Genomic DNA, 20,327 nt, shown 5'->3' on the forward strand with positions numbered 1-20,327 from the left:
GCAGGAGCACTCGGGGTCTTCAGGCGCTGTCCAGGCCCGCCGCGTAGAATGCGCGGCGTGCCCGGCGCGTCGAAAACTGCTGGCCTTAAAACAACCACAAAGTCGCCCGCCAGGAGACAGGAAATGCCAATTGCGAATGCAACCACGGTCCACAGTGACATCGACCATGGCACGAAAGCGCTGTACAGCAAGATCACCTGGAGGCTCATCCCCTTCTTGTGCTTCTGCTACCTCGCAGCTTATCTGGACCGCATCAATGTCGGCTTCGCCAAGCTGCAGATGCTCGAAGACCTGCAGTTCAGCACAGCGGCCTATGGCCTGGGTGCAGGGCTGTTCTTCGTCGGCTACATCATCTTCGAAGTGCCGAGCAACCTGATCCTGCAGCGCGTTGGCGCCAAGCTGTGGATCGCCCGCATCATGATCACCTGGGGCCTGCTGTCGGCCTGCACCATGTTCGTCACCAGCACCACCCAGTTCTATATCCTGCGTTTCCTGCTGGGGGCGGCCGAAGCCGGCTTCCTGCCAGGCGTGCTGTACTACCTGACCATGTGGTACCCCACCTATCGCCGCGGGCGCATCATTGCCCTGTTCATGATCGGGCTGCCGTTGTCGAGCGTGATTGGCGGGCCGATTTCTGGCTGGATCATGGGGCATTTCGACCAGGTTCAAGGTTTGCATGGGTGGCAGTGGCTGTTCCTGCTGGAGGCGATCCCCAGCGTTTTACTCGGCATCCTCACGTTCTGGGCATTGCCTAACCATTTCCAGCAGGCCAAATGGCTGTCGGCTGACGACAAGGCACAACTGGCGGCAGACCTGGCCGCGGACGATGCCGAGGGCAAGGACAGCAAGCACAGCTTCCGCGATGGCTTCTTCAACCTTAAGGTGTGGATGCTCGGTGGTATCGACTTTTCGATCCTGCTCAGCGCCTATGCGATGGGCTTCTGGATGCCGACCTTCATCCGCGATGCGGGCGTCAGCGACACCTTCCATATCGGCCTGCTCACGGCCATTCCAAGCCTGGCCGCGCTGGCCGGCATGCTCATGATCGGGGCCAGCTCCGACCGCCACCGCGAGCGCCGCTGGCACATCATCGTGCCGTTCATCATTGGTGCAATCGCCATGGCCAGCAGCACCTTGTTCAGCCAGAACCTGGTGATGACCGTGGTGCTGTTCGCCATTGCCTCGGCGGCGATCATCGGCGCGGTGCCGGTGTTCTTCAGTCTGCCGGCGACTTTCCTCAAAGGCACCGCAGCCGCCACCGGCTTTGCCCTGGCCTGTTCGGTAGCCAACATCGCCGGCCTGGTGAGCAACTCACTGATGGGTGTGGTCACCGACCTCACCGGCACCTCGCACGCTGCGCTGTGGGTGTTTGCCGGCTGCCTGATCCTCAGCTGCTTCCTGGTCATCGCCTTGCCGGCCAAGCTGGTCAACCGCTAGCGGCCCAGCGCTTCACGCAACGGCAGGGCAGGCGGGCCGGGGGCCCGCCTGCCGACCTCTCTCGATGCAACCCGCACGTCGGTGGCCATGCAGTGCCGCCGCGCCGGGTTGCTGTTGCCCAAATCCAGGAGTAGCCCTATGCAAGGTTTCACTGCGCCGCGTTTTTCTTCGTCTGCACGCCTGGCCGGCGGTTGTATTGCCGCCGCTTTGTGTGCAGAGGCCACGGCAGAAGAGGCCGGTTTCATCGAAGGTGCCCGCGCCACGCTGCAGGCGCGCAATTACTTCTTCAGCCGCGACTATGCCGATATCAAGGGCGCCAGCACCCAGTCGCGCACCCAGGAATGGGCGCAAGGGTTTATCCTCAATGCCAGCTCCGGTTATACCCAGGGCACCGTTGGCGTGGGTGTGGATGTTACCGGCCTGCTGGGTTTCAAGCTCGACAGCAGCCCGGAACATGCCCGGTCCGGGTTGCTGCCCAGCCTGGACAGCGGCAAGTCGGCGGACGAATACAGCCGCGTGGGTGCGGCGATCAAGTTCAAGGTGTCGCAAACCGAGCTGAAAGTGGGCGAGTTGATGCCCAACCTGCCGGTGCTGCTGTTCAGCGATTTGCGCCTGCTGCCGCCGACATACCAGGGCGCGATGCTGGAGTCGCGCGAGTTCGCCGGGTTGACCCTGAGCGCCGGCCAGTTCCGCTCCACCAGCCTGCGCGACTCGTCCAACAGCCAGAAGATGTACGCGCTGGTCAACGACCCGATCAACCCGGCGCGGCTGGCGCGTTTTACCAGCGACCGGTTCAACTACGTGGGTGCCGACTATGCCTTCAACGACAACCGAACCAGCGTCGGTGTCTGGCAGGCGCAGCTGGAGGATATCTACCAGCAGCGCTTCTATAGCTTCAAGCATGCCGAGCCGCTGGGGAGCTGGACGCTGGGGGTCAATGCCGGCTACTTCGATGCCCGCGAGGACGGGAGCAAGGTGGCTGGCGACTACGATAACCATGCGCTGTTCAGCCTGTTCTCGGCCAAGACCGGCGGGCATACCTTTTATGTGGGCTATCAGCAGATCGGCGGCGATGACGGCTTTATCCAGGTAGGCGCCAACACCAACCCGATGGGTAATACGCTGCCGACCTATGAGTTCTCGGCGCCGGGTGAACGCTCGTGGCAGGTGCGACATGATTACAATTTTGTCGCCTTGGGGCTTCCAGGGCTGACGTCGACCCTGCGTTATGTGAAGGGGCGGGACGTGGAGACAGGGCTGGGCTTTGAAGGGCGTGACCGCGAACGTGACCTGGACCTGGCCTACGTGGTGCAAAGCGGGCCGTTGGCCGGGCTTGGGATACGGGTGCGCAACGTGATGGCGCGCTCCAACTACCGGACAGATATAGATGAGAACCGCTTGATTCTGAGTTACACGATCAAGGTGTTCTGAGGGGATAGGTGACCCGGCGCCAGCTCGGCTTCCGAAGCAACCTTATGCTGCGAAGAAGCAATAGCTGCCTAAGGCAGTCGTTTGCCTTACCGCTCTCTTCGCAGCGCAAGGCTGCTCGTGCAAGGGGATGGGTAGGCCTGAGCTGTGGAGCATGACAATGGCTCTTGCAGGTCACTGCAAGGTGTCGGGCTTCAGGCTATCCGGCAGTTGCCGAATGGCCTCCTCAAGCCGCGCGATCGGCCCAGTGAGTTGATCCGCTTCCTTGTCCTTGCCTTCACCTCTCAGGCGCTCACGCGCAACGCGCAGGTTAAGCAGATTTTTCTGCAACTTCAGTGCAGAGGTTTTGAACGAGTCCATGCTTTTCTCACGCTGTAGGCTTCCGTACCGTTGTAGGAAAAATGGACCGTAGCAGCTCGAATTTGCCGGAGAAACTGATGTTTCATACAGGCAATACTCATTGCCGCGTCCTTTCCTACGGAGTGCGGTAAATAATCCTACAAGTCGTGTTTCAGATCGTGTCCTCCCAAGCAAGCTCAATCTACCGTATTGGCTGGGTTCGGGCGCTTTCGAGGGGCAGCGCACCCAACGCAGGTGCTGGGTAAACCCGGAGGCGTGTTTAGAAACTTCATGTATCAATTGCCGGCCCGCGAGCGACACGTGCTCAGCGTCAACCACTGCGGCTGAATCCAGCTCGGCGGCCTCTGCGCATCACATCTGATCCGCTTTTTTTCCATAAACCTGAATCTGTAACCGTATCAGCCCAAGCTCGACAATATGCCCATTCCCGCATCACAACTGTAGAGGTTCCAATGGGCAAGCTGGCGCTGTTCCTGGGTGGTTTTCTGCTGCTGACCATTCTGATTGGTATTCTTGGCACCATTCCGCCAAGCTGAGTTCAACTGCGTTTCCCCCTGCGCGGCCCGTCCACTCCAAGCGACGGGCCCAATCTATTGGCCAATGGCCGGTCATCTTTTTCATCGCACTGCTGGGTCAGCATCAGGTGCAAGTCATTCTCAGGGCAGGCGTGGATCGAGCGGGTCAGGTTGGCCAGTTCGCCTTTCTGCTTGTGCGATAAGTCGTTCTTTACGCTGGGAAATCTGTCCACAAAAAACGTGGGTAGGTCTGTGGATAAAGTGCTGCAAGCCAGACCCGCGGCGGGCTCTGTTAAATTGAGCAGAATTTGAACAGTCGTTTCATGGCTTGTTTCAGTACAGCGGGCCGGCTCGGCGGAGGGCGGCCAGCAAGTCACGTACCCGCGTCGGCAACTCGCCGGCAGGGTATACAGCATGCATCTGTGGGTCCTGGCCGCTACTGGACGTCAAGCGGTACTGCGGGCACACCCGCACCAGGCGGCCGGCCTTGACCTGTGCTTCGCCAACCCAGGCGGCAAGGCGGGCGATGCCGGCGCCGGCCAGGGTGCTGTGGTACACCGCGCCTCCTGAGCCCAGGCGGAGTCTGGGCCTGGGGCGCAGGCTGGTGATCTGGTCATCGTGGCAGAAGTGCCAGGCCTTGAGGATGCGTGGCGCGGTATGCAGGATCAAGGTGTGTCCATCCAGGTCTTCCGGATGTTGCGGTGTGCCAGCCAGGGCCAGATATGCCGGGCTGGCATACAGGTGGCGCTGGTAGGGCCAAAGCGGGTAGCCGATCAGCTCGCTCGATTGGGGGAAGGCACCGCGCACCACGAAGTCGAATTTACCTTGCAGCGGGTCAAGGGCTTCGTCGCTGTACTGCACGTCCAGGGTCACCTGAGGGTGGCGGCGGGAAAACTCGGCAAGCACTTGCGGTAGCACATGCTCTCCCAGCAGTTGCGGCGCGGCAAAGCGAATCCAGCCTTGGGCGCTGCCGCTGAGCGCGGCCAGTTCGTCGGCAGCATCGCGTTGCACATCCAGCAAGCGTTCGGCATGCGGCAGCAAGCGCTCGCCGGCCTCGGTCAGGGTGACGGCGTTGGCGTTGCGGTTGAGCAGTTTGCTTCCCGCATTGTCTTCCAGGGTTTGTACCGCGCGCGTAACTGCGCTGGGTGAACGCCCCAGGGCGCGGGCGGCAGCAACGAAGCTGCGCTTGTGCGCCACGCTGACGAACGCCTGAATTTCCCGCAGCATGTCCAGTGCCATGGCCTGCTCCTCGTTGCAGTTATCGCAATATGGCATTTCAACACAAGTGTGCCACTTTGATTAGCCTTGCAGGCGTCTTCACTGCCTGGAACCGCGTCATGATGGATATTGCTGTGCTTTCTGTGTTCGCCTTCGCCGCTGGGTTGATCGACGCCGCGGTGGGTGGCGGCGGGCTGATCCAGATCCCGGCCTTGTTCAACGTGTTGCCCTCCGCGCAACCGGCCGCCTTGCTCGGCAGCAACAAACTGGCGTCCGTGTGCGGCACGGCCTTCGCGGCCCGCTCGTTCATCCGTAAAGTGACGCTGGATTGGGGGTTGATCGTACCGGCGGCACTCAGTGCCTTTGTCATGTCGTTCGCGGGGGCCGCCACGGTGTCGCTGGTACCCCCCAGCGTGATGCGCCCGGCAGTGCTGGTGCTGATCGTGCTGATGGCTGTCTACACCTTCTGCAAGAAGGACTTCGGCACCTTGCACACACCTGCGCAGGTCGGCCGCAAGGAGCAGTGCCTGGCAGTGCTGATCGGCGGTGCTATCGGCTTCTACGATGGCCTGTTCGGCCCGGGCACCGGTAGCTTCCTGATCTTCCTGTTCATCCGCTTCTTTGCCCTGGACTTCCTGCACGCCTCGGCTTCGGCCAAGGTGGTGAACATTGCCACCAACCTGGCGGCGCTGGTGTTCTTCGTGCCGACGGGCAACGTGCTGTACGCCATAGCCTTGCCCATGGCGGTGTGTAACATTCTCGGCGCGCTGACCGGTACCTGGCTGGCGGTACGCAAGGGTGCCGGGTTTGTCCGCGGGCTGTTCCTGGTGCTGTTGTGTGTGCTGATCGCCAAGCTGTCGTGGGACCTGCTGGCCGGCTAGTTCAGATCACCAGGCGCTGTGCTTCGGCCTGTTCGACGCGGTTGCGGCCCCGGGCTTTGGCCCGGTACAGCGCCTGGTCGGCACTCGCCAGCAGTTCGTCCAGGCTGGGGGCCGGCATGTCTGCGTCGCAGCCTGCCACACCGATACTCACGGTAATTTGGAGGCGCTGGTCGGCCTGTGCCACGTGCAGGTCTTGGATGGCGCGGCGCAGGCGTTCGGCGATGAAGTTGGCCCGCTCTGGCGCAAGTCCGGGCAGGATGACAACGAATTCTTCGCCACCCAGGCGTGCGATCAGCTCATCGTTGTGCAGCTGGTCCTGGAGGGTGCTGGCGAATTGGCGCAGCACCTGGTCACCGACTGCATGGCCGTGGGCATCGTTGATCGACTTGAAGTGGTCGATGTCCAGCATCATCAGGGTCAGCGGCAGCGCCTGGGCGTGCTGTTGGCGGCTCTCCAGCAGCGCGTTGGCGCGGCGTGTGAAGGCGCTGCGGGTGAGCACACCGGTGAGGTGGTCGACGGTGGCCTGGTGCGCCAGGCGGGCCATGAGGCTACGGTTGGCCTGGCTGACGCAGGCCACCACCAGCGGCCCGAGCACCAGCATGGCGATGCCCAGGCGCGCCGACATCAGCGTGGTAACCCCAGGTTCGCTCTGCGGCACGCTGAAATGCATGAGGTTTTGCGCCACGGCCACGATCAGCGTACTGCCGGCCGTGAGCGTCAGCAATGAAACCAGGAACGGTGAGTAGGTCCAGGCACACCACAGTAACGCGGCAATCGGGAAGGCAATGGCCCCAGGGCCACCGAATGCGATGCTGAATGCCAGCGAGGCCAGCAGTACCAGCAACGGCGCCAGGCGAATGGGCTGCGCGCCGCCGCGCACCAAGGCCCGCACCGAGGGCGCTGTAAGCAGCACCGGCAGCACCAGCACGCCGGTCGAGAACTGTTCGCTGAACCAGGCTAGCCAGGTGGCGCGCAACGACTGTTCGAACCAGGGTGCGGCCATTACCGCTGCCATGCTGGCCGCCACCATGGCAGCGGCGGCGCAGGCGGCGAACACGCTGAGTACGCCGTGCGGGCTGCGCATGCGCCGGTGCATGCGTGGCAAGCGCGACAGCAGCTGCCAGAGGGTGACCACCACGCCAAGATTGCACAGGTTTAACCACAGAGCCGGTACCCAGGCGCTGCCACACAGCAGGTCGGCCCCGACCATGGCCAGCCACACCAGGCTAAAGCCCGTAAACGTGGCTTGACGGGGGTAGCGCAGCAGTACGCCGGCCAGTACCGCATTGACTGGCCAGAACAGCGACAGCGATTCGATCGGGCGTGCCAGGATACCGCCCAGGGTAAGGGCGAAGGTTACGCCAACTACAACGACATAAGGCAACACGCGCGATTGGGCTGGAAAAACCATGAACTCGACCGGCAAGCGGAAACGAAATCCAGGACAACGCGATACAGCACCTGGGGCAATTACCCGCAGTGTGTTGGCTCAGGGTGGTTGATGTCAATCTGCCGCGATTGGTTGCGATAATGTCAAATTGCCTTTATTTCTGGTCACTTTCCTCACAGCCCGAAGAACCACGGCACCATCACGACGGTAACCAGCATCACCAGCACGGTGAACGGCACGCCAATCTTGACGAAGTCAGCGAAGCGGTATTGCCCGGGCCCAAGCACCAGCGTGTTGACCGGTGATGACACCGGCGTCATGAAAGCCGCCGACGCGGCCAGTGCGACGGTCATGGCGAACGGGTAGGGCGACATCCCCAGCTGCGCCGCAGTGCTGACAGCCACCGGCGCCATCAGTACGGCGGTGGCGGTGTTGGAAATGAACAGCCCGATCACTGCGGTGACGGCGAACAGGCAGGCAAGAATGGCGCTGGGGCCGGCACCACCCAGCACGTTCACCAGCCCACTCACCGCCAGGTCGATGCCGCCGGTTTTCTGCAGCGCCTGAGCGAAGGGCAGCATGCCCACGATCAGCACCAGGCTTTGCCAGTGGATGGCGCGGTAGGCACTGTTCATGTCGATGCAACGGCCTGCGCCCATCAGCAAGCAGCCGATCAACGCTGCCATGACATTGGGTACGGCGCCGCTGACCATTAGCCCGACCATTACCGCCAGGCTAAGCAACGCCTGCGGCGCGCGAGTGCGGGCTGGTGCGACCAGGTCGATCTCGGCGGGCAGGCTCAGGACCAGGAAGTCTTTGGGCTTGCTTTGCAACTGGCGTACTGCCTTCCACGGGCCGACCACCAGCAGTGTGTCGCCCAGGCGCAGCTTTTCTTCCACCAGTTGCTCTTCGATAGCGGCCTGATCGCGGCGCAGGCCGACCACGTTGAGGCCATAGCGGGTGCGGAATGCCAGTTCGAGGATACTCTTGCCGATCAACTGCGAGCCGGGCGGCAGCGAGACCTCAGCCATTCCCAAATCCTGGGACTGGTCGATGAAGTAGGCGGCCTTGAAGTGCAGGGGCTCCAGGTGCATGGTTTGGCACAGGCTGCGCAGGTCGTCATGCTTGGTGAACAGGTCGAGCAGCAGCACGTCGCCCTGATGCAGCACGGTGCCCGAGTCGGCCGCGATCACGCGCGTGGTGAACTTGTGCTGGCGCTCGATACCGATCACGTTGGCGCCGTGTCTGGTGCGCAGTTGCAGCTCGCCAAGGTTGTGGCCGATCAGCGGCGACTGAGGGCGGATGCGCAGGCGTCGTTCACGGCCGTTGAGCTTGTAGTCCAGTACCAGGTCCAGCAAGGTGCGGCGGCTTTCCACCCGGCCGTCCTTGCGCACTTCACCGTTGAGCCAGTGCCGGGTCAGCAGCATGTAGCCAATGCCCAGCACCAGCACCACCAGGCCGAACGGGGTAAAGCTGAAGAAGCTGAACCCCGCTTCGCCATGGCGGACCAGCACGCTGTGCACCACCACGTTGGGCGGTGTGGCGACCAGGCTGAGCATGCCACTGATGAGGCCGGCAAAAGCCAGTGGCATCATCAGGCGGCTGGGTGACAGCTGCAGGCGCGCAGCGATGCTCAGCACCACCGGGATGAAAATGGCCACCACGCCGGTGGAGCTCATGATTGATCCCAGCCCGGCCACCGCCACCATCAGCAGTACCAGCAGGCGTGCTTCGCTATTGCCGGCCCGCTCGCTCATCCATTCGCCGATGCGATAGGCAATGCCGGTGCGCACCAGGCCTTCGCCAATCACGAACAGGGCGGCGATCAGCACCACGTTGGGGTCGCTGAACCCGGCCAGGGCCTGTTCCACGGTAAGGATGCCGAGTAGTGGCAGGGCGAGAATCACCAGCAGCGCGACCACGTCCATGCGTGGGCGGTTGATGACGAACAGGATGATCACGATGGCCAGCAGGCCGAGGACCCAGAGCAACTCATGGTTCATGGGGAGGGGGTGTTCCTTCACACGGTGGCACGATAGACAGTAGCAGTCAGTGTGCCAGCTTGTAGTGAAGGGGGTGTTGATGTGCTGCAACAAAAAGGGCCGCTATGCGGCCCTCCGGTCACGGGGTCAGTGACGGTGGCGGTGGTGCTTCTTGCTGCCGCGGTTGTTGTCGCCCAGATGGTTGCCGAGGGCACCACCGGCCGCGCCGCCCAGGCCGGCACCCACGGTCGAACCGGTCTTGCCGCCTACTGCGCCGCCCAGCAGCGAGCCGCCGGCCGAGCCCAGGCCACCGCCGATGGCGGCTTCGGTACGGTTGCCCTTGCGCGCACCGACAGCGCTGCCGGCTGCGCCGCCAACGCCGGCACCGATGGCTGCGCCGGTCTTGCCGCCGAGCTGTTGACCAACAACGTTGCCCAGGACACCCCCCAGGCCACCGCCAATGGCGGCAGTACCGTCACCGGCGAAAGCGCCCTGGCATAGCAGCAGGCCGAGGGCAAGGGAAGGCAGAGTCAGACGCATGATACGAACCTCAAAGGAATCATCAGGATAAGTCGCCGCGCAACGGGCGGCAGGTCAGGGCTGAAAGGACGCTTCAGCGGTAGTAGCGGTCACCGCGGTATTGCCGATCGTCATCGTCGTCGCGGTCATGGCGGTGGTGGCGATGGTCACGGTCGCGGTCACGCCAGCCGTCGTCATCATGGTAGCGATGGCTATGGCAACCTGCGGTCAGCAGGACAACAGCAACCAGAGAAAGGCTTGCAAGACGCGTGAGCACGATATAGGTCCTTGATCCGCATAGGTTTACGGGGCACCTTTTAAGACTGGGACCGATCGATTTGGTTTCCCGGGCGGGCAAAAAAATTGTGCTTCAAGTGATCAGCGCCAAGGCGTCCGCCTGAAAGAACGGGCTGTGGCGCTGACCGGCATTGATCGTTCCAAGCGTATCAACACGTTCCGGCCGTGCTTGGCCGGCGGCGAAGTGCTGTGCAATGGGTCGCCTTGGCCGGGGCGTGTCGAATCAGGATGCCGGTTGAATCGCCAGCACCACGCCATTGGTGATCTGCACCAGCACATAATGCTTGCCCATGCGCACCCAGTGGCTTTCCTTTTCCGGTTCGGGCAGGCCTTTGGCTTTCCAGTCCTGGATGGCCTGGTCATCGCGTTTGTACTGGTCCGGGGCCTTGTCGCCGACGTTCAGTTCACGGTTGTGGGTTTCGGGGGCGGTGATGCTTTCTTCGCTCGAGGGGGCGGCGCTGACGCTCAGAGGCAGGCAAGGCAGGGCGGCGAGTAGCAGATAGTGCAGTTTCATGATGCGTTCCTCGTGATGGCATGTTTTATCTGCGACAGCGGCAAGTGCGTGGCAATTCACTCGGGATGCCTGCCAGTGCTAGAGTCGCCTTCTTTTTTGCGACCCCGAGGATGGAACATGCGTGCGATTCTGCCGTTGGCTGCGGTGCTGATGCTGGCCGGTTGTGCTTCTGCGACCATGGAAACGGCGCGTGGCGGCAAGCCGACTGCGCAGCTCGACTCGCACAAGGCGCCAGAGCTGGTGGCCCAGTGCATCCAGTTCAGCTGGCAGGAAGAGAAGGTGTTCGGTGATGACGCCAGCGGCTACCTGGAGCCTCGCAAGCAGGGCGGGTTCACCGTGTTTACCCGTGAGGCCGAAGCGTTCGTGGACGTTTACCCGCAGCCGGGCGGGACGCGTGTGGATTACTACGCGAAGCAGAACGACGGCGTGGCCCTGCAGCGCCGAGCGGCTGCTGCAACCTGTCTGTAACGGCTGGCGCTATCGCCGCTCCTGTAAGGGCCCGTGCATTCAGGGTACTGAGCAAGGCAGTTGTTGCCACAGCAGAGGCGCGCGGGCTTTACAATTTTTATCAAGTCAGTTGTGTCTCAGGGCGCGGGGTGACGGCTAGCATAAGGTGCTTCCACGCAAGGACGACACCATGGACCGTTCACTGCAACTCAACCGCATCAGCTGGGATGAGCGTGCCCCGTTGCACGCCGCTTCGAAGGACTACGAGGTCGAACGCCTGGTCCAGCAACACGGGCACTTGTCCGAAACCGTACGCTTCGACCTGCCATTGCTCGGTGACATTGACGGGCTTGATACGGTCCACTTGCAGTGCCACATCGGCACCGACACCCTGTCGCTGGCGCGCCTTGGCGCCAAGGTTTGTGGCCTGGATTATTCCAAGGCTTCGCTGGCCGAGGCACGGGCATTGGCCGAGCGATGCGCGCTGCCCATCCAGTATGTCGAGTCTGACGTCTATGCCGCCGACAAGGTACTGCCGACGGGTACGTTCGACCTGGTCTACACCGGTATTGGCGCGCTCTGCTGGTTGCCCCGCATCGAGCCTTGGGCGCGCACCGTCGCGGCACTGCTGAAACCGGGCGGGCGGCTGTTCCTGCGCGACGGGCACCCGATGCTGATGACTGTCAACGAAGATCATCAGGACCGCCTGCAGCTCGAATATCCGTATTTCGAACACGAAGCGCCGACGGTGTGGCACAACGACCAGACCTATGTCGAAACCGATCAACGCCTGGCCCACACCGAAACTCACGAATGGAACCACGGCCTGGGTGAAGTGATCACCGCCTTGCTGGCCCACGGCCTGCAGCTGACAGCGCTGGTCGAGCACCAGAGCATCCCCTGGGAGGCGCTGCCGGGGCAGATGGTCAAGGGCGAAGACGGCGAATATCGCCTGCGCGAGCAGCCTGCCCGCCTGCCCCTGAGTTACACCTTGGTCGCCGTCAAAGCCTGATCAGGACAGGAAGCCACCGTCGACATTGAGGGTGGTGCCGGTGGTGTAGCTGGAGGCATCGCTGGCCAGGTACAGCACCGCGCCCGCCATTTCCTTGGGGTCGGCCACGCGCTTGAGCGGGATCTGCTGCAAGGCGGCATTGAGGATGGCTTCGTTCTTCACCAGTGCCGAAGCGAACTTGGTGTCGGTCAGCCCCGGCAGTAGCGCGTTGCAGCGAATACCGAAGGGTGCGCACTCTTTGGCGAACACCTTGGTCATGTTGATGACCGCCGCCTTGGTCACCGAATAGATGCCTTGGAACAGCCCGGGCGAAACACCGTTGATCGACGCCACGTTGATGATGCTGCCGCCGCCGTTCTCGCGCATCAGCTTGCCAGCCTCCACCGACATGAAGAAGTAACCACGGATGTTCACGTCCACGGTCTTCTGGAACGCCCCTGGGTCGGTGTCCAGCACATTGCAGAATTGCGGGTTGGTGGCAGCATTGTTGACCAGCACGTCCAGTCGCCCGAACTGTTCGCGAATGCCGGCGAACACCTGCTGAATCTGTTCCAGCTCACCAATGTGGCAGGCCACAGCCGTGGCCTTGCCGCCGGCGGCAATGATGGCGTCGGCCACCTGCTGGCACCCATCAAGCTTGCGGCTGGAAACGATCACATGGGCCCCTTGCTGCGCGAGCAAGTGGGCGATGGCCTCGCCGATGCCACGGCTGGCGCCGGAAACAAAGGCAATCTTGCCGTCGAGGTCGAACAGGTGGGTCTTAGACATGCTGTTTTCCTTGTTATCCGTCGTCGTGGGCTGTGCTCAGAGGCTGGACTTGGAAATGACCTGCAAGGTCATTTGTTCCAGCAAGCGGTTCATGTGAATGAACTGGGCGAAACGCTTGTCCTGGGTCTGGCCATGGTAGTAGCGGTAGTAGATCTGCTGAACGATGCCTGCCAGGCGGAACAGGCCATAGCAATAGTAGTAATCGAAGTTGTCCAGGCGGATGCCGGCGCGCTCGGCGTAGTAATCGACGAACTGGCGACGGCTGAGCATGCCTGGCGCGTTGCTTGGCTGGCGGCGCATCAACTGCACTGGCGTCGGGTCGCCGGCTTCGATCCAGTAGGCCAGGGAGTTGCCCAGGTCCATCAGTGGGTCGCCCAGGGTGGCCATTTCCCAGTCCAGCACACCGATGATGCGCATGGGGTTGTCCGCGTCCAGGATGACGTTGTCGAACCGGTAGTCGTTGTGCACGATGCCTGGGCGCGGGTGGTCGGCGGGCATTTTTTCGTGCAGCCAGGCGGTTACCGTTTCCCAGAGTGGCGCATCCGGTGTCAGGGCTTTTTCATAACGGCTGGTCCAGCCCTCGATCTGGCGCTGCACGTAGCCCTCCGGCTTGCCCAGGTCGGCCAGGCCGCAGGCGGTGTAGTCCACCTGGTGCAGCTCGACCAGGCGGTCGATGAAGCTTTTGCACAGGGCTTCGGTCCGGCTGGCGTCCAGGTTCAGTTCGGCCGGGATGTCCGAGCGCAGGATGATGCCCTTGACCCGTTCCATCACATAGAACTCGCCGCCGATCAGGCCGGTGTCGGTGCAGTGTGCATAGGCCTTGGGGCAGTAGGGGAAGCCGCTGTTCAGCTGGTTGAGGATGCGGAACTCGCGACCCATGTCGTGGGCCGACTTGGCCTTTTGACCGAAGGGTGGTCGACGCAGCACGAAGTCGCGGCCCGGGTAGCTGACCAGGTAGGTGAGGTTGGAGGCGCCGCCAGGAAACTGGCTGATGCTCGGCAGGCCGTGCAGGCCGGGGATATTGGCTTTGAAGTAAGGGTCGATGACGGCCGCGTCGAGTTCTTCGCCGGGGCGTACCTGGGTGGACTGGTCGGTGAGCGTCATGCGTCTTCCTTATTCTCGATAGCAAGTACTATTGGGTAATCTAATGGTCCGCCAGGGTTGGAACAATCGTCCCATGTGCCAAATAGGTGAGGGTGTTGCTGGTGGATCACTGCACCGAATGCAGGGCAAAAAAAACCGAAGCCGTCAGGCTTCGGTTTTTCGATCATCCGGTATTCTCAGCCCTCAGGACGGGAACAGCTCGCTGAGTTTCATCGACAGCATCATGTCGCCTTCAACCCGCAGCTTGCCACCCATGAAGGCCTGCATGCCGTCGGTTTCGCCGCTTACGATACCCTTCAGGGTTTCGGCGTCCATCACCAGGGTGCAGTTGGCATCCGGGTTTTCGCCTTCCTGCAGGTCGCAGGTGCCGTCCTTGACGATCAGCGCGTAGTGCTTGTCTTCGTCGGTAATGTTGAAGCCGAACACCAGGTCCAGGCCGGCGGCAGCGGATGGGTTGAATTTCTCTTGCATCTTTTTGACGGCATCAGCTACGGAGGTCATGGCGCATTCCTTATAGAGTGATTTACACGTCCCCGCAGGGACACAACAAGCCGGGCTTATCGGTAGGTGACAAGCTCCGGCGCCCTCAACAGCTGCACATGGGCCTGGCTGTTGAAGGAGGCTAGTGCCACGTCGCGGCCGCGAAACTTCAGCTGGCTGAGCGACGTGTTGATGATCTGCCAGTTCAGCGCGAACGCCTGGCTGGGGGTAATACCGGTAACCAGGTGGAGCAGGGCGGCAATGGTGCCACCCGAGGTGAAGATAGCAACATGATCGCCGCTGCCGGCGCTGTCCAGCACGCGTTGCAGGCCCCCTTGTACGCGTGACGTAAACGAATGCCAGGTTTCCAGGCCATTATCGGCATGCTCGCCATCGTGCCAGCGCTGCACCATCAACGCGAACAGGCGCTGAAACTCGCTGCGATGCTGCGCAGCATTGCGCAGCACATGCAGGGCATCGGGCTCTTCCGGCAGCAGGTCGGGCAACAGGGCGCGGATCACACCGTCGGCATCGAACTCATTGAATGCGGCGTCGGTCTCAACCGCCGGCACCGGGCAGCCGTTGGCGTGCAGCGCCTGCAGCGCCAGCCGTGCGGTATCCTGCTGGCGGCGCAGGTCGCCAGCCACGCAGCGGTCCAGCCGCACGCCCAACTGGGCCAGGTGTTCACCCAGGGCCTGGCTCTGGCGCACACCCACGGGCGAGAGGACGTCGTAGTCATCGGCACCGAAGGAGGCTTGGCCATGTCGAATCAGGTAGAGATTGCCCACGAAAGGTTCCGGCCTGTTGGAGGTTGCTGCGAGGTTAGGATGCGGCTCACGGGCTGTCAACGAAAAAACATACAAGCGTTTGAAAAGGTTGTTTGAAAGATGTTGCCAGCGTTTACACCGGCTGGCAGCACCACAGACGCAACGGTATGCTTGCAACAGTGACGCGCCGTAGTGGCGCAGGCATTTAAGGAGTCAACGTGGAGTTTCTTGCCGAATACGCAAGCTTTCTCGCCAAAACCGCCACCCTGGTCATCGCCATCCTGGTGGTGCTGTCGGCCATCGCCGGTCTGCGTGGCAAAGGTCGGCGCAAGTCGGGCGGGCAATTACAGGTCACCCGACTGAACGATTTTTACAAGGACCTGCGTGAGCGCCTGGAGTCCGGCCTGCTCGACAAGGCCCAGCTCAAGGCCCTTCGCAAGCAGCAGGCCAAGGCGGAAAAACAGCAGAAGAAGGGCAAGGCCGAGGACAAGAGCCGGGTATTCGTACTGGACTTCGATGGCGACATCAAAGCCTCGGCCACCGAAAGCCTGCGCAACGAAATCACCGCGCTGCTGACGCTCGCCACCGCGCGTGACGAAGTGGTACTGCGCCTGGAAAGCGGCGGTGGCCTGGTGCACAGTTACGGCTTGGCTGCGTCGCAACTGGCGCGTATTCGTCAGGCAGGCATCCCGTTGACCGTGTGCATCGACAAGGTGGCTGCCAGCGGTGGGTACATGATGGCCTGCATCGGCGAGAAGATCGTCAGCGCCCCATTCGCCGTACTGGGGTCTATTGGCGTGGTGGCGCAGTTACCCAACGTCAACCGCCTGCTGAAAAAGCACGACATCGACTTCGAAGTGCTGACTGCTGGCGAGTACAAGCGCACCCTGACCATCTTTGGCGAAAACACCGAGAAGGGCCGGGAGAAGTTCCAGGAAGACCTGGACATCACTCACCAGTTGTTCAAGGATTTCGTCTCCCGCTATCGTCCGCAGTTGCACATCGATGAAGTGGCCACTGGCGAAGTCTGGCTGGGCGTGGCCGCCTTGAATCGCAAGCTGGTTGACGAGTTGCAGACCAGTGACGAGTACCTGAGCGAGCGCGCACGCAACGCCAACCTGTTCCACCTGCACTATGCCGAACGCAAGAGCCTGCAGGAGCGGATTGGCATGGCCGCCAGCGGTACAGTGGAGAACGCGGTGGTGGGCTTGTGGAGTAAACTCAGCCGCCTGCGCTAACACCTTGAACCTGTTGAAATTTTTTTTCGTTCAGGGGGTTGCAAGGTTAAAAGAATGAAGACATAATGGCGCCCATCGAAACGCAGCAAACTTTGAAAAAGGTTCAGCGTTTCAAGGAGATAGCAAAGCGCAAGCAGCTAGATCCGACCTTTGAGGCCGAGTAGCAAAGTGGTTATGCTCCGGATTGCAAATCCGTCTACGCCGGTTCGATTCCGACCTCGGCCTCCACCATTCGAGAGCCCCGCAGTTTAACGTCTGCGGGGTTTTTCTTTGTGGGCTTGAAAATACCGAAGTCCCAAAACTCTGAACAGCCAATCCCAAAACTTCCTCCTTTGGAGGGTTTGGCGATGGCTCCGACGCGCCGGTAAACGCGCTCGGTTTTACCTCTTGCGAGTAGCCCAGAAGCACGCTTGATTTCTTTGCCTTAGCGCCGATTTCTCCGGTTAAGGCAAAGAATTCTTTGCTTGATGGGGGCGGGATAGGCCAGACCTTGTTTGCGCCAGTGAGCAGGTCATTCCCAAAGGCCTTTAAATTGGTACCGCTGCTGTGATGGGTTTCACCTGCAAAGTCGAAATGGGCGGCGCCGAAGTCTCCATAGCGTCTCCCACCCGCCTGGGATCAGCACCTCGAAACTCATAGATCCGCTGTTCGGGGCCGGCTACCGGTATCTCGGCTCAGGCGGATGCGGGAATGGCATGACCATAGGAAAATGACGAATATTTCAATATTGAAAAACCTCTCAATTTTTTATACCTTCATCCTGCCTGACGAGGAGGCCTCTGCGCCTTCATGACCCTAATCACAACAAGGGCTCGAGATGAACAAGAACAAGAATGCGATCGAATTTCTTCCCGCCGAGATCGACGTGCTGGTCGTTGGCTACGGCCCGGTAGGTGCGACCATTGCAGCGCTGCTTGGCCGCTACGGCGTGTCTACCCTGGTGTTGGACAAGGCACACGAGGTGATGTTGATGCCCAGGGCCATCGCGCTGGACAACGAGGCTTTGCGGATTCTGCAGTTGGCCGGCCTTGCGGAAGATGCATTCGCAAAGATCGTTATTCCTCAGGTCAAAATGCATTCACCGGTCCTTGGGCAGTTTGGCCGTGCCGATACTCAGGGGTGCATCGATGGCCACCCCAAGCTCGTGACCTTCTACCAACCTGACCTGGAGCATGCGATGCGCGACCAGGTTTCTCGCCTGAAGTCGGTGACCAGCCTGGGCGGCTTCGAGCTTGAGAGCCTGGTCCACGAAGCGGAATACGTGGTCGCTACGGTCCGTGATCAAGCAGGGCAGGCCCATAATGTTCGCTCCCGGTACCTGGTCGGTGCGGATGGCGCCAGTTCAAAGGTCAGGGCATTGATCGATCAGGAGTTCGAGGGCCGGACCTATGCCGAGGACTGGCTGATCGTGGATGTCAAGAATCGCCATGCGTCGGCTATCGACCACGTTGAATTCATTTGCGACCCGCAGCGCCCCACGCCGCATATGCCGGCTCCCGGGGGCAGGGAGCGTTGGGAGTTCATGCTGCGCCCGGGTGAGTCTCGCGAGGCGCTGGAAAGCGAGCAGAGCATTGTCCGCCTGATCGCGCCGTGGATCGACCCCAAGGAACTGGAAATCGAACGCAAGGCGGTCTATCGCTTCCACGCCCGCTGCTGTAAACGGTTCAGCAAGGGGCGGGTGTTTCTGGCTGGGGACGCCGCACATATTACCCCGCCATTCGTCGGGCAGGGCTTGGTGGCCGGTTTGCGGGACGTCGCCAACCTTGCCTGGAAACTGGCCTGGGTACTGCGCGGTCATGCAGCCCCTGCCATTCTCGACACCTATGACGTCGAGCGCCGCCCACATGCGCAGGCAATGATCAACCTGGCGAAACTCATGGGGCGGTTGGTCATGCCCAGGAACAAGATCGCTGCCTTCGCGATCCATGGCCTTATGCGCCTGCTGGCACTGACACCCGCGACAAGGCGGTATTTCGAGCAACTCGATATCAAGCCTGAAAACACCTTCAGGCACGGGCTGTTCATGGCGCATGTCAGGGGTGAAAAGCTGGTTCATGGCAGCCTGTTCCCGCAGGCGTGGGTGCGGAACATGCAAAAGCATGTCGTGCTTAGCGATGATGCTTTGCGAAATGACCTGACCCTGGTTGGCTTTGGGGTGAATCCAAGGTCGTTACTGAGCAGCGAGCAAGTCGCTGCGTGGGTCAATCAAGGTGGGCAATTCCTGGAGATCAGAGCCCGCGGCCAAGTCTCTGACGGCACATGCGACTTCATTGAAGACATGAACCATGAGATTCTACCCCTTGCTGCCAAGGGAACGATCGCCGCAGTGCGCCCAGACCGCATTATCATGGATCATGCGCCGGGTGCAGCAGCGGAGCGCCTGCTTCGAAATTGTCGGGCGTTGCTGCTGGGCGAGAGGGCTGCTGCGGCGAGCGTGTCCATTAGCCTGAATGATCCTCTCGGCCTGCGAGTTTGATGATGCTGCCCCCACTTCCGCTTCCAGACACTGCGACACCGCCTCCGACGAGGGGGCATAAAAAGCGCGAACGCACCCGCCGTGGACTGGTGGATGCGGCATTGAGGCTCGTCGCGCGCAAGGAAGTCGGGGAAATCGCCCTGCTGGAAGTCGCCACGGAGGCGGCGGTTTCCAACGGTACGATCTACAACTACTTTCGCACGCGAGAGGAAGTGCTGGAGGCCGTGGGTATTGCCATGGCCGCCGAGTTCTCCGATGCCATTTCCGTCCTGAATGCCGATGTCTCCTGCGGCGCGCAGCGGCTTTCCATCGGTGTGCGCATGTTCATTTGCCGCGCCGCAGCTGACCATCAGTGGGCCAACGCCTTGCTGCGGATCATCCACTTCGATCAGGCCATGCGCTCGCGGCTGGCCACGCATGTGCTGGGCGATCTGCGCGAAGGTCTTCGCGCGGGCACGTTTTCCTATGAGGATGAGGGTGTTGCCCTGGACCTGGTGCTCTCCTGTACAACCGGCGCCATGCGCTCGGTTGTCGAAGGTCGAGCGGTGGAAGGGCATGATGTGCGGGTCACCAAAATGGTTCTTCAGGCGCTAGGCGTATCGCTTGCCAAAGCCAGCAAGATTGCCGCAAAACCTCTGCCTGTCTGAGTAGCCTGCTTTGTCACTGTTGCTGCACTGGGGGAGCCTCCAGTCGGTGGTGGTTTGTCGTCCGACATTGAACAAGTGTGTTCAATGAAATAATCATTGACGAAAATTGAACACGAGTGTTCAATCTAGATTCAGATGAGTCTGGAGATTTTTTGTGCACAGCCTGAATCCAGTACAGCGGCGAATCCATCAAGCGGCCGTCCGCTTATTCTCTCAACGCGGTTCGGCGGACGTCAGTATCAGCGATCTCGCGCAGGAGGCCGGCGTTGCGCGCGGCACCATCTACAGCCATGTGCAGAGCACCGAGCAGCTGTTCAGCGTCGTGGCGGCCCAGCTGAGTGCTGAAATGCATGGGCGAGTGGAAAGAAGTTTCGCGGACCTTGCCGACCCGGCTCAGCGGCTGGCGAATGGCATCCGCTTCTTCATACGGCGTGCCCATGAGGACGCACAATGGGGGGCGTTCATTCACAAGTTCTCCATGCACAACGCCTCGCTACGCGAGATGTTCACCAGCCAGGCGACAACCGACCTGCTGAGCGGCCTTGCCGCTGGCCGCTACAGCTTTCGCCGGGATCAGCTTCTAAGCGTCCTCAGCCTGATCTCGAGCAGCGTGCTCGGTGCCATGTTCCTGGTCCTCGAGGGGCACCGGACCTGGCGCGAAGCGGGGGCTGACACCGCAGAGCTGGTTCTCCGGGCACTGGGTGTACCTCCGGAAGAAGCCAGGCAGCTGTCAACCCGGGAATTGCCGGTACTGCCGCCTCTCGACTAAGCGCAGTCGCGTTATTTGAAGATTCTCGACCCCTGTTCATTCCGGGGTCCGGGAGCGCTCAGCCTCAAGAAACTGGAA

At 61.4% G+C, this 20,327-nt stretch carries 20 protein-coding genes and 1 tRNA gene; 10 read left to right on the top strand and 11 right to left on the bottom strand.

Annotation, left to right across the window (positions count from 1 at the left end; genetic code table 11):
• The first annotated feature begins 123 nt into the window (after positions 1 to 123).
• Entirely contained in the window at positions 124 to 1,437 is a 1,314-nt protein-coding gene (locus tag ACI7M0_RS09700; RefSeq protein WP_003251108.1) for an MFS transporter, read from the top strand.
• Positions 1,438 to 1,575: 138 nt separating this feature from the next.
• Positions 1,576 to 2,868, top strand: a complete 1,293-nt coding sequence (locus ACI7M0_RS09705) for an OprD family porin (protein WP_020192497.1) — start codon at positions 1,576 to 1,578, stop codon at positions 2,866 to 2,868.
• 171 nt (positions 2,869 to 3,039) lie between these two features.
• Here ACI7M0_RS09705 and ACI7M0_RS09710 read toward each other — a convergent pair whose 3' ends face one another.
• Entirely contained in the window at positions 3,040 to 3,225 is a 186-nt protein-coding gene (locus ACI7M0_RS09710) for a hypothetical protein (protein WP_129933297.1), read from the bottom strand.
• Between the two features lie 848 nt (positions 3,226 to 4,073).
• Positions 4,074 to 4,979: a LysR family transcriptional regulator gene (locus ACI7M0_RS09715; protein ID WP_104961331.1), complete on the bottom strand. Its 906-nt coding sequence runs from the start codon at positions 4,977 to 4,979 to the stop codon at positions 4,074 to 4,076.
• Positions 4,980 to 5,077: 98 nt separating this feature from the next.
• Between ACI7M0_RS09715 and ACI7M0_RS09720 the strand changes: the two genes are divergently transcribed.
• Entirely contained in the window at positions 5,078 to 5,839 is a 762-nt protein-coding gene (locus ACI7M0_RS09720; protein ID WP_010954755.1) for a TSUP family transporter, read from the top strand.
• A 1-nt stretch (position 5,840) separates the two neighbouring features.
• Here ACI7M0_RS09720 and ACI7M0_RS09725 read toward each other — a convergent pair whose 3' ends face one another.
• The 5 genes from ACI7M0_RS09725 to ACI7M0_RS09745 all read right to left on the bottom strand — a co-directional run bounded on the left by ACI7M0_RS09725 (position 5,841) and on the right by ACI7M0_RS09745 (position 10,541).
• On the bottom strand, positions 5,841 to 7,265 hold the full coding sequence (locus ACI7M0_RS09725; protein WP_129933299.1) for a GGDEF domain-containing protein: 1,425 nt from the start codon (positions 7,263 to 7,265) through the stop codon (positions 5,841 to 5,843).
• A gap of 137 nt (positions 7,266 to 7,402) precedes the next feature.
• Positions 7,403 to 9,232 carry an SLC13 family permease gene (locus ACI7M0_RS09730; protein ID WP_129933301.1) on the bottom strand — a complete coding sequence of 610 codons (1,830 nt, stop codon included), beginning with the start codon at positions 9,230 to 9,232 and terminating at the stop codon, positions 7,403 to 7,405.
• A 126-nt stretch (positions 9,233 to 9,358) separates the two neighbouring features.
• Entirely contained in the window at positions 9,359 to 9,751 is a 393-nt protein-coding gene (locus tag ACI7M0_RS09735; protein WP_010954752.1) for a glycine zipper domain-containing protein, read from the bottom strand.
• A 73-nt stretch (positions 9,752 to 9,824) separates the two neighbouring features.
• Positions 9,825 to 10,007, bottom strand: a complete 183-nt coding sequence (locus ACI7M0_RS09740) for a hypothetical protein (protein WP_129933303.1) — start codon at positions 10,005 to 10,007, stop codon at positions 9,825 to 9,827.
• 243 nt (positions 10,008 to 10,250) lie between these two features.
• Complete coding sequence (locus ACI7M0_RS09745; RefSeq protein ID WP_010954750.1) at positions 10,251 to 10,541, bottom strand: RcnB family protein; 291 nt, start codon at positions 10,539 to 10,541, stop codon at positions 10,251 to 10,253.
• A 117-nt stretch (positions 10,542 to 10,658) separates the two neighbouring features.
• Here ACI7M0_RS09745 and ACI7M0_RS09750 point away from each other — a divergent pair, with 117 nt between their 5' ends.
• Positions 10,659 to 11,009: a hypothetical protein gene (locus ACI7M0_RS09750; protein WP_003251087.1), complete on the top strand. Its 351-nt coding sequence runs from the start codon at positions 10,659 to 10,661 to the stop codon at positions 11,007 to 11,009.
• 169 nt (positions 11,010 to 11,178) lie between these two features.
• Entirely contained in the window at positions 11,179 to 12,000 is an 822-nt protein-coding gene (locus tag ACI7M0_RS09755) for a bifunctional 2-polyprenyl-6-hydroxyphenol methylase/3-demethylubiquinol 3-O-methyltransferase UbiG (protein WP_129933305.1), read from the top strand.
• Here ACI7M0_RS09755 and ACI7M0_RS09760 read toward each other — a convergent pair whose 3' ends face one another.
• The 4 genes from ACI7M0_RS09760 to ACI7M0_RS09775 all read right to left on the bottom strand — a co-directional run bounded on the left by ACI7M0_RS09760 (position 12,001) and on the right by ACI7M0_RS09775 (position 15,140).
• A complete protein-coding gene (locus ACI7M0_RS09760; RefSeq protein ID WP_003251082.1) occupies positions 12,001 to 12,768 on the bottom strand; it encodes an SDR family oxidoreductase in 768 nt (255 codons plus the stop codon). It lies immediately after the preceding gene.
• Positions 12,769 to 12,804: 36 nt separating this feature from the next.
• The gene (locus ACI7M0_RS09765; protein WP_129933307.1) at positions 12,805 to 13,872 is read right to left on the bottom strand and encodes a phosphotransferase family protein; all 1,068 of its coding nucleotides are present in this window, start codon (positions 13,870 to 13,872) and stop codon (positions 12,805 to 12,807) included.
• 183 nt (positions 13,873 to 14,055) lie between these two features.
• A complete protein-coding gene (locus ACI7M0_RS09770) occupies positions 14,056 to 14,373 on the bottom strand; it encodes an SCP2 sterol-binding domain-containing protein (protein ID WP_003251077.1) in 318 nt (105 codons plus the stop codon).
• 56 nt (positions 14,374 to 14,429) lie between these two features.
• A complete protein-coding gene (locus tag ACI7M0_RS09775; RefSeq protein ID WP_010954748.1) occupies positions 14,430 to 15,140 on the bottom strand; it encodes a histidine phosphatase family protein in 711 nt (236 codons plus the stop codon).
• A gap of 197 nt (positions 15,141 to 15,337) precedes the next feature.
• Between ACI7M0_RS09775 and sohB the strand changes: the two genes are divergently transcribed.
• From sohB to ACI7M0_RS09800, 5 genes are all read left to right on the top strand, one after another.
• Positions 15,338 to 16,357: a protease SohB gene (sohB, locus tag ACI7M0_RS09780; RefSeq protein WP_014590427.1), complete on the top strand. Its 1,020-nt coding sequence runs from the start codon at positions 15,338 to 15,340 to the stop codon at positions 16,355 to 16,357.
• A 154-nt stretch (positions 16,358 to 16,511) separates the two neighbouring features.
• Positions 16,512 to 16,585 (top strand) — tRNA-Cys (locus ACI7M0_RS09785).
• Between the two features lie 589 nt (positions 16,586 to 17,174).
• Positions 17,175 to 18,833 carry a bifunctional 3-(3-hydroxy-phenyl)propionate/3-hydroxycinnamic acid hydroxylase gene (locus ACI7M0_RS09790; protein ID WP_129933308.1) on the top strand — a complete coding sequence of 553 codons (1,659 nt, stop codon included), beginning with the start codon at positions 17,175 to 17,177 and terminating at the stop codon, positions 18,831 to 18,833.
• Positions 18,833 to 19,480, top strand: coding sequence for a TetR/AcrR family transcriptional regulator (locus ACI7M0_RS09795; RefSeq protein WP_129933309.1), 648 nt, complete (start codon positions 18,833 to 18,835; stop codon positions 19,478 to 19,480). Before ACI7M0_RS09790 ends, ACI7M0_RS09795 begins: the two co-directional genes overlap by 1 nt.
• A gap of 154 nt (positions 19,481 to 19,634) precedes the next feature.
• Complete coding sequence (locus ACI7M0_RS09800; protein WP_129933310.1) at positions 19,635 to 20,249, top strand: TetR/AcrR family transcriptional regulator; 615 nt, start codon at positions 19,635 to 19,637, stop codon at positions 20,247 to 20,249.
• Positions 20,250 to 20,327 lie beyond the last annotated feature (78 nt).

It is taken from the genome of Pseudomonas sp. 10(2024) (assembly GCF_045164175.1).
GTDB lineage: Bacteria > Pseudomonadota > Gammaproteobacteria > Pseudomonadales > Pseudomonadaceae > Aquipseudomonas > Aquipseudomonas alloputida.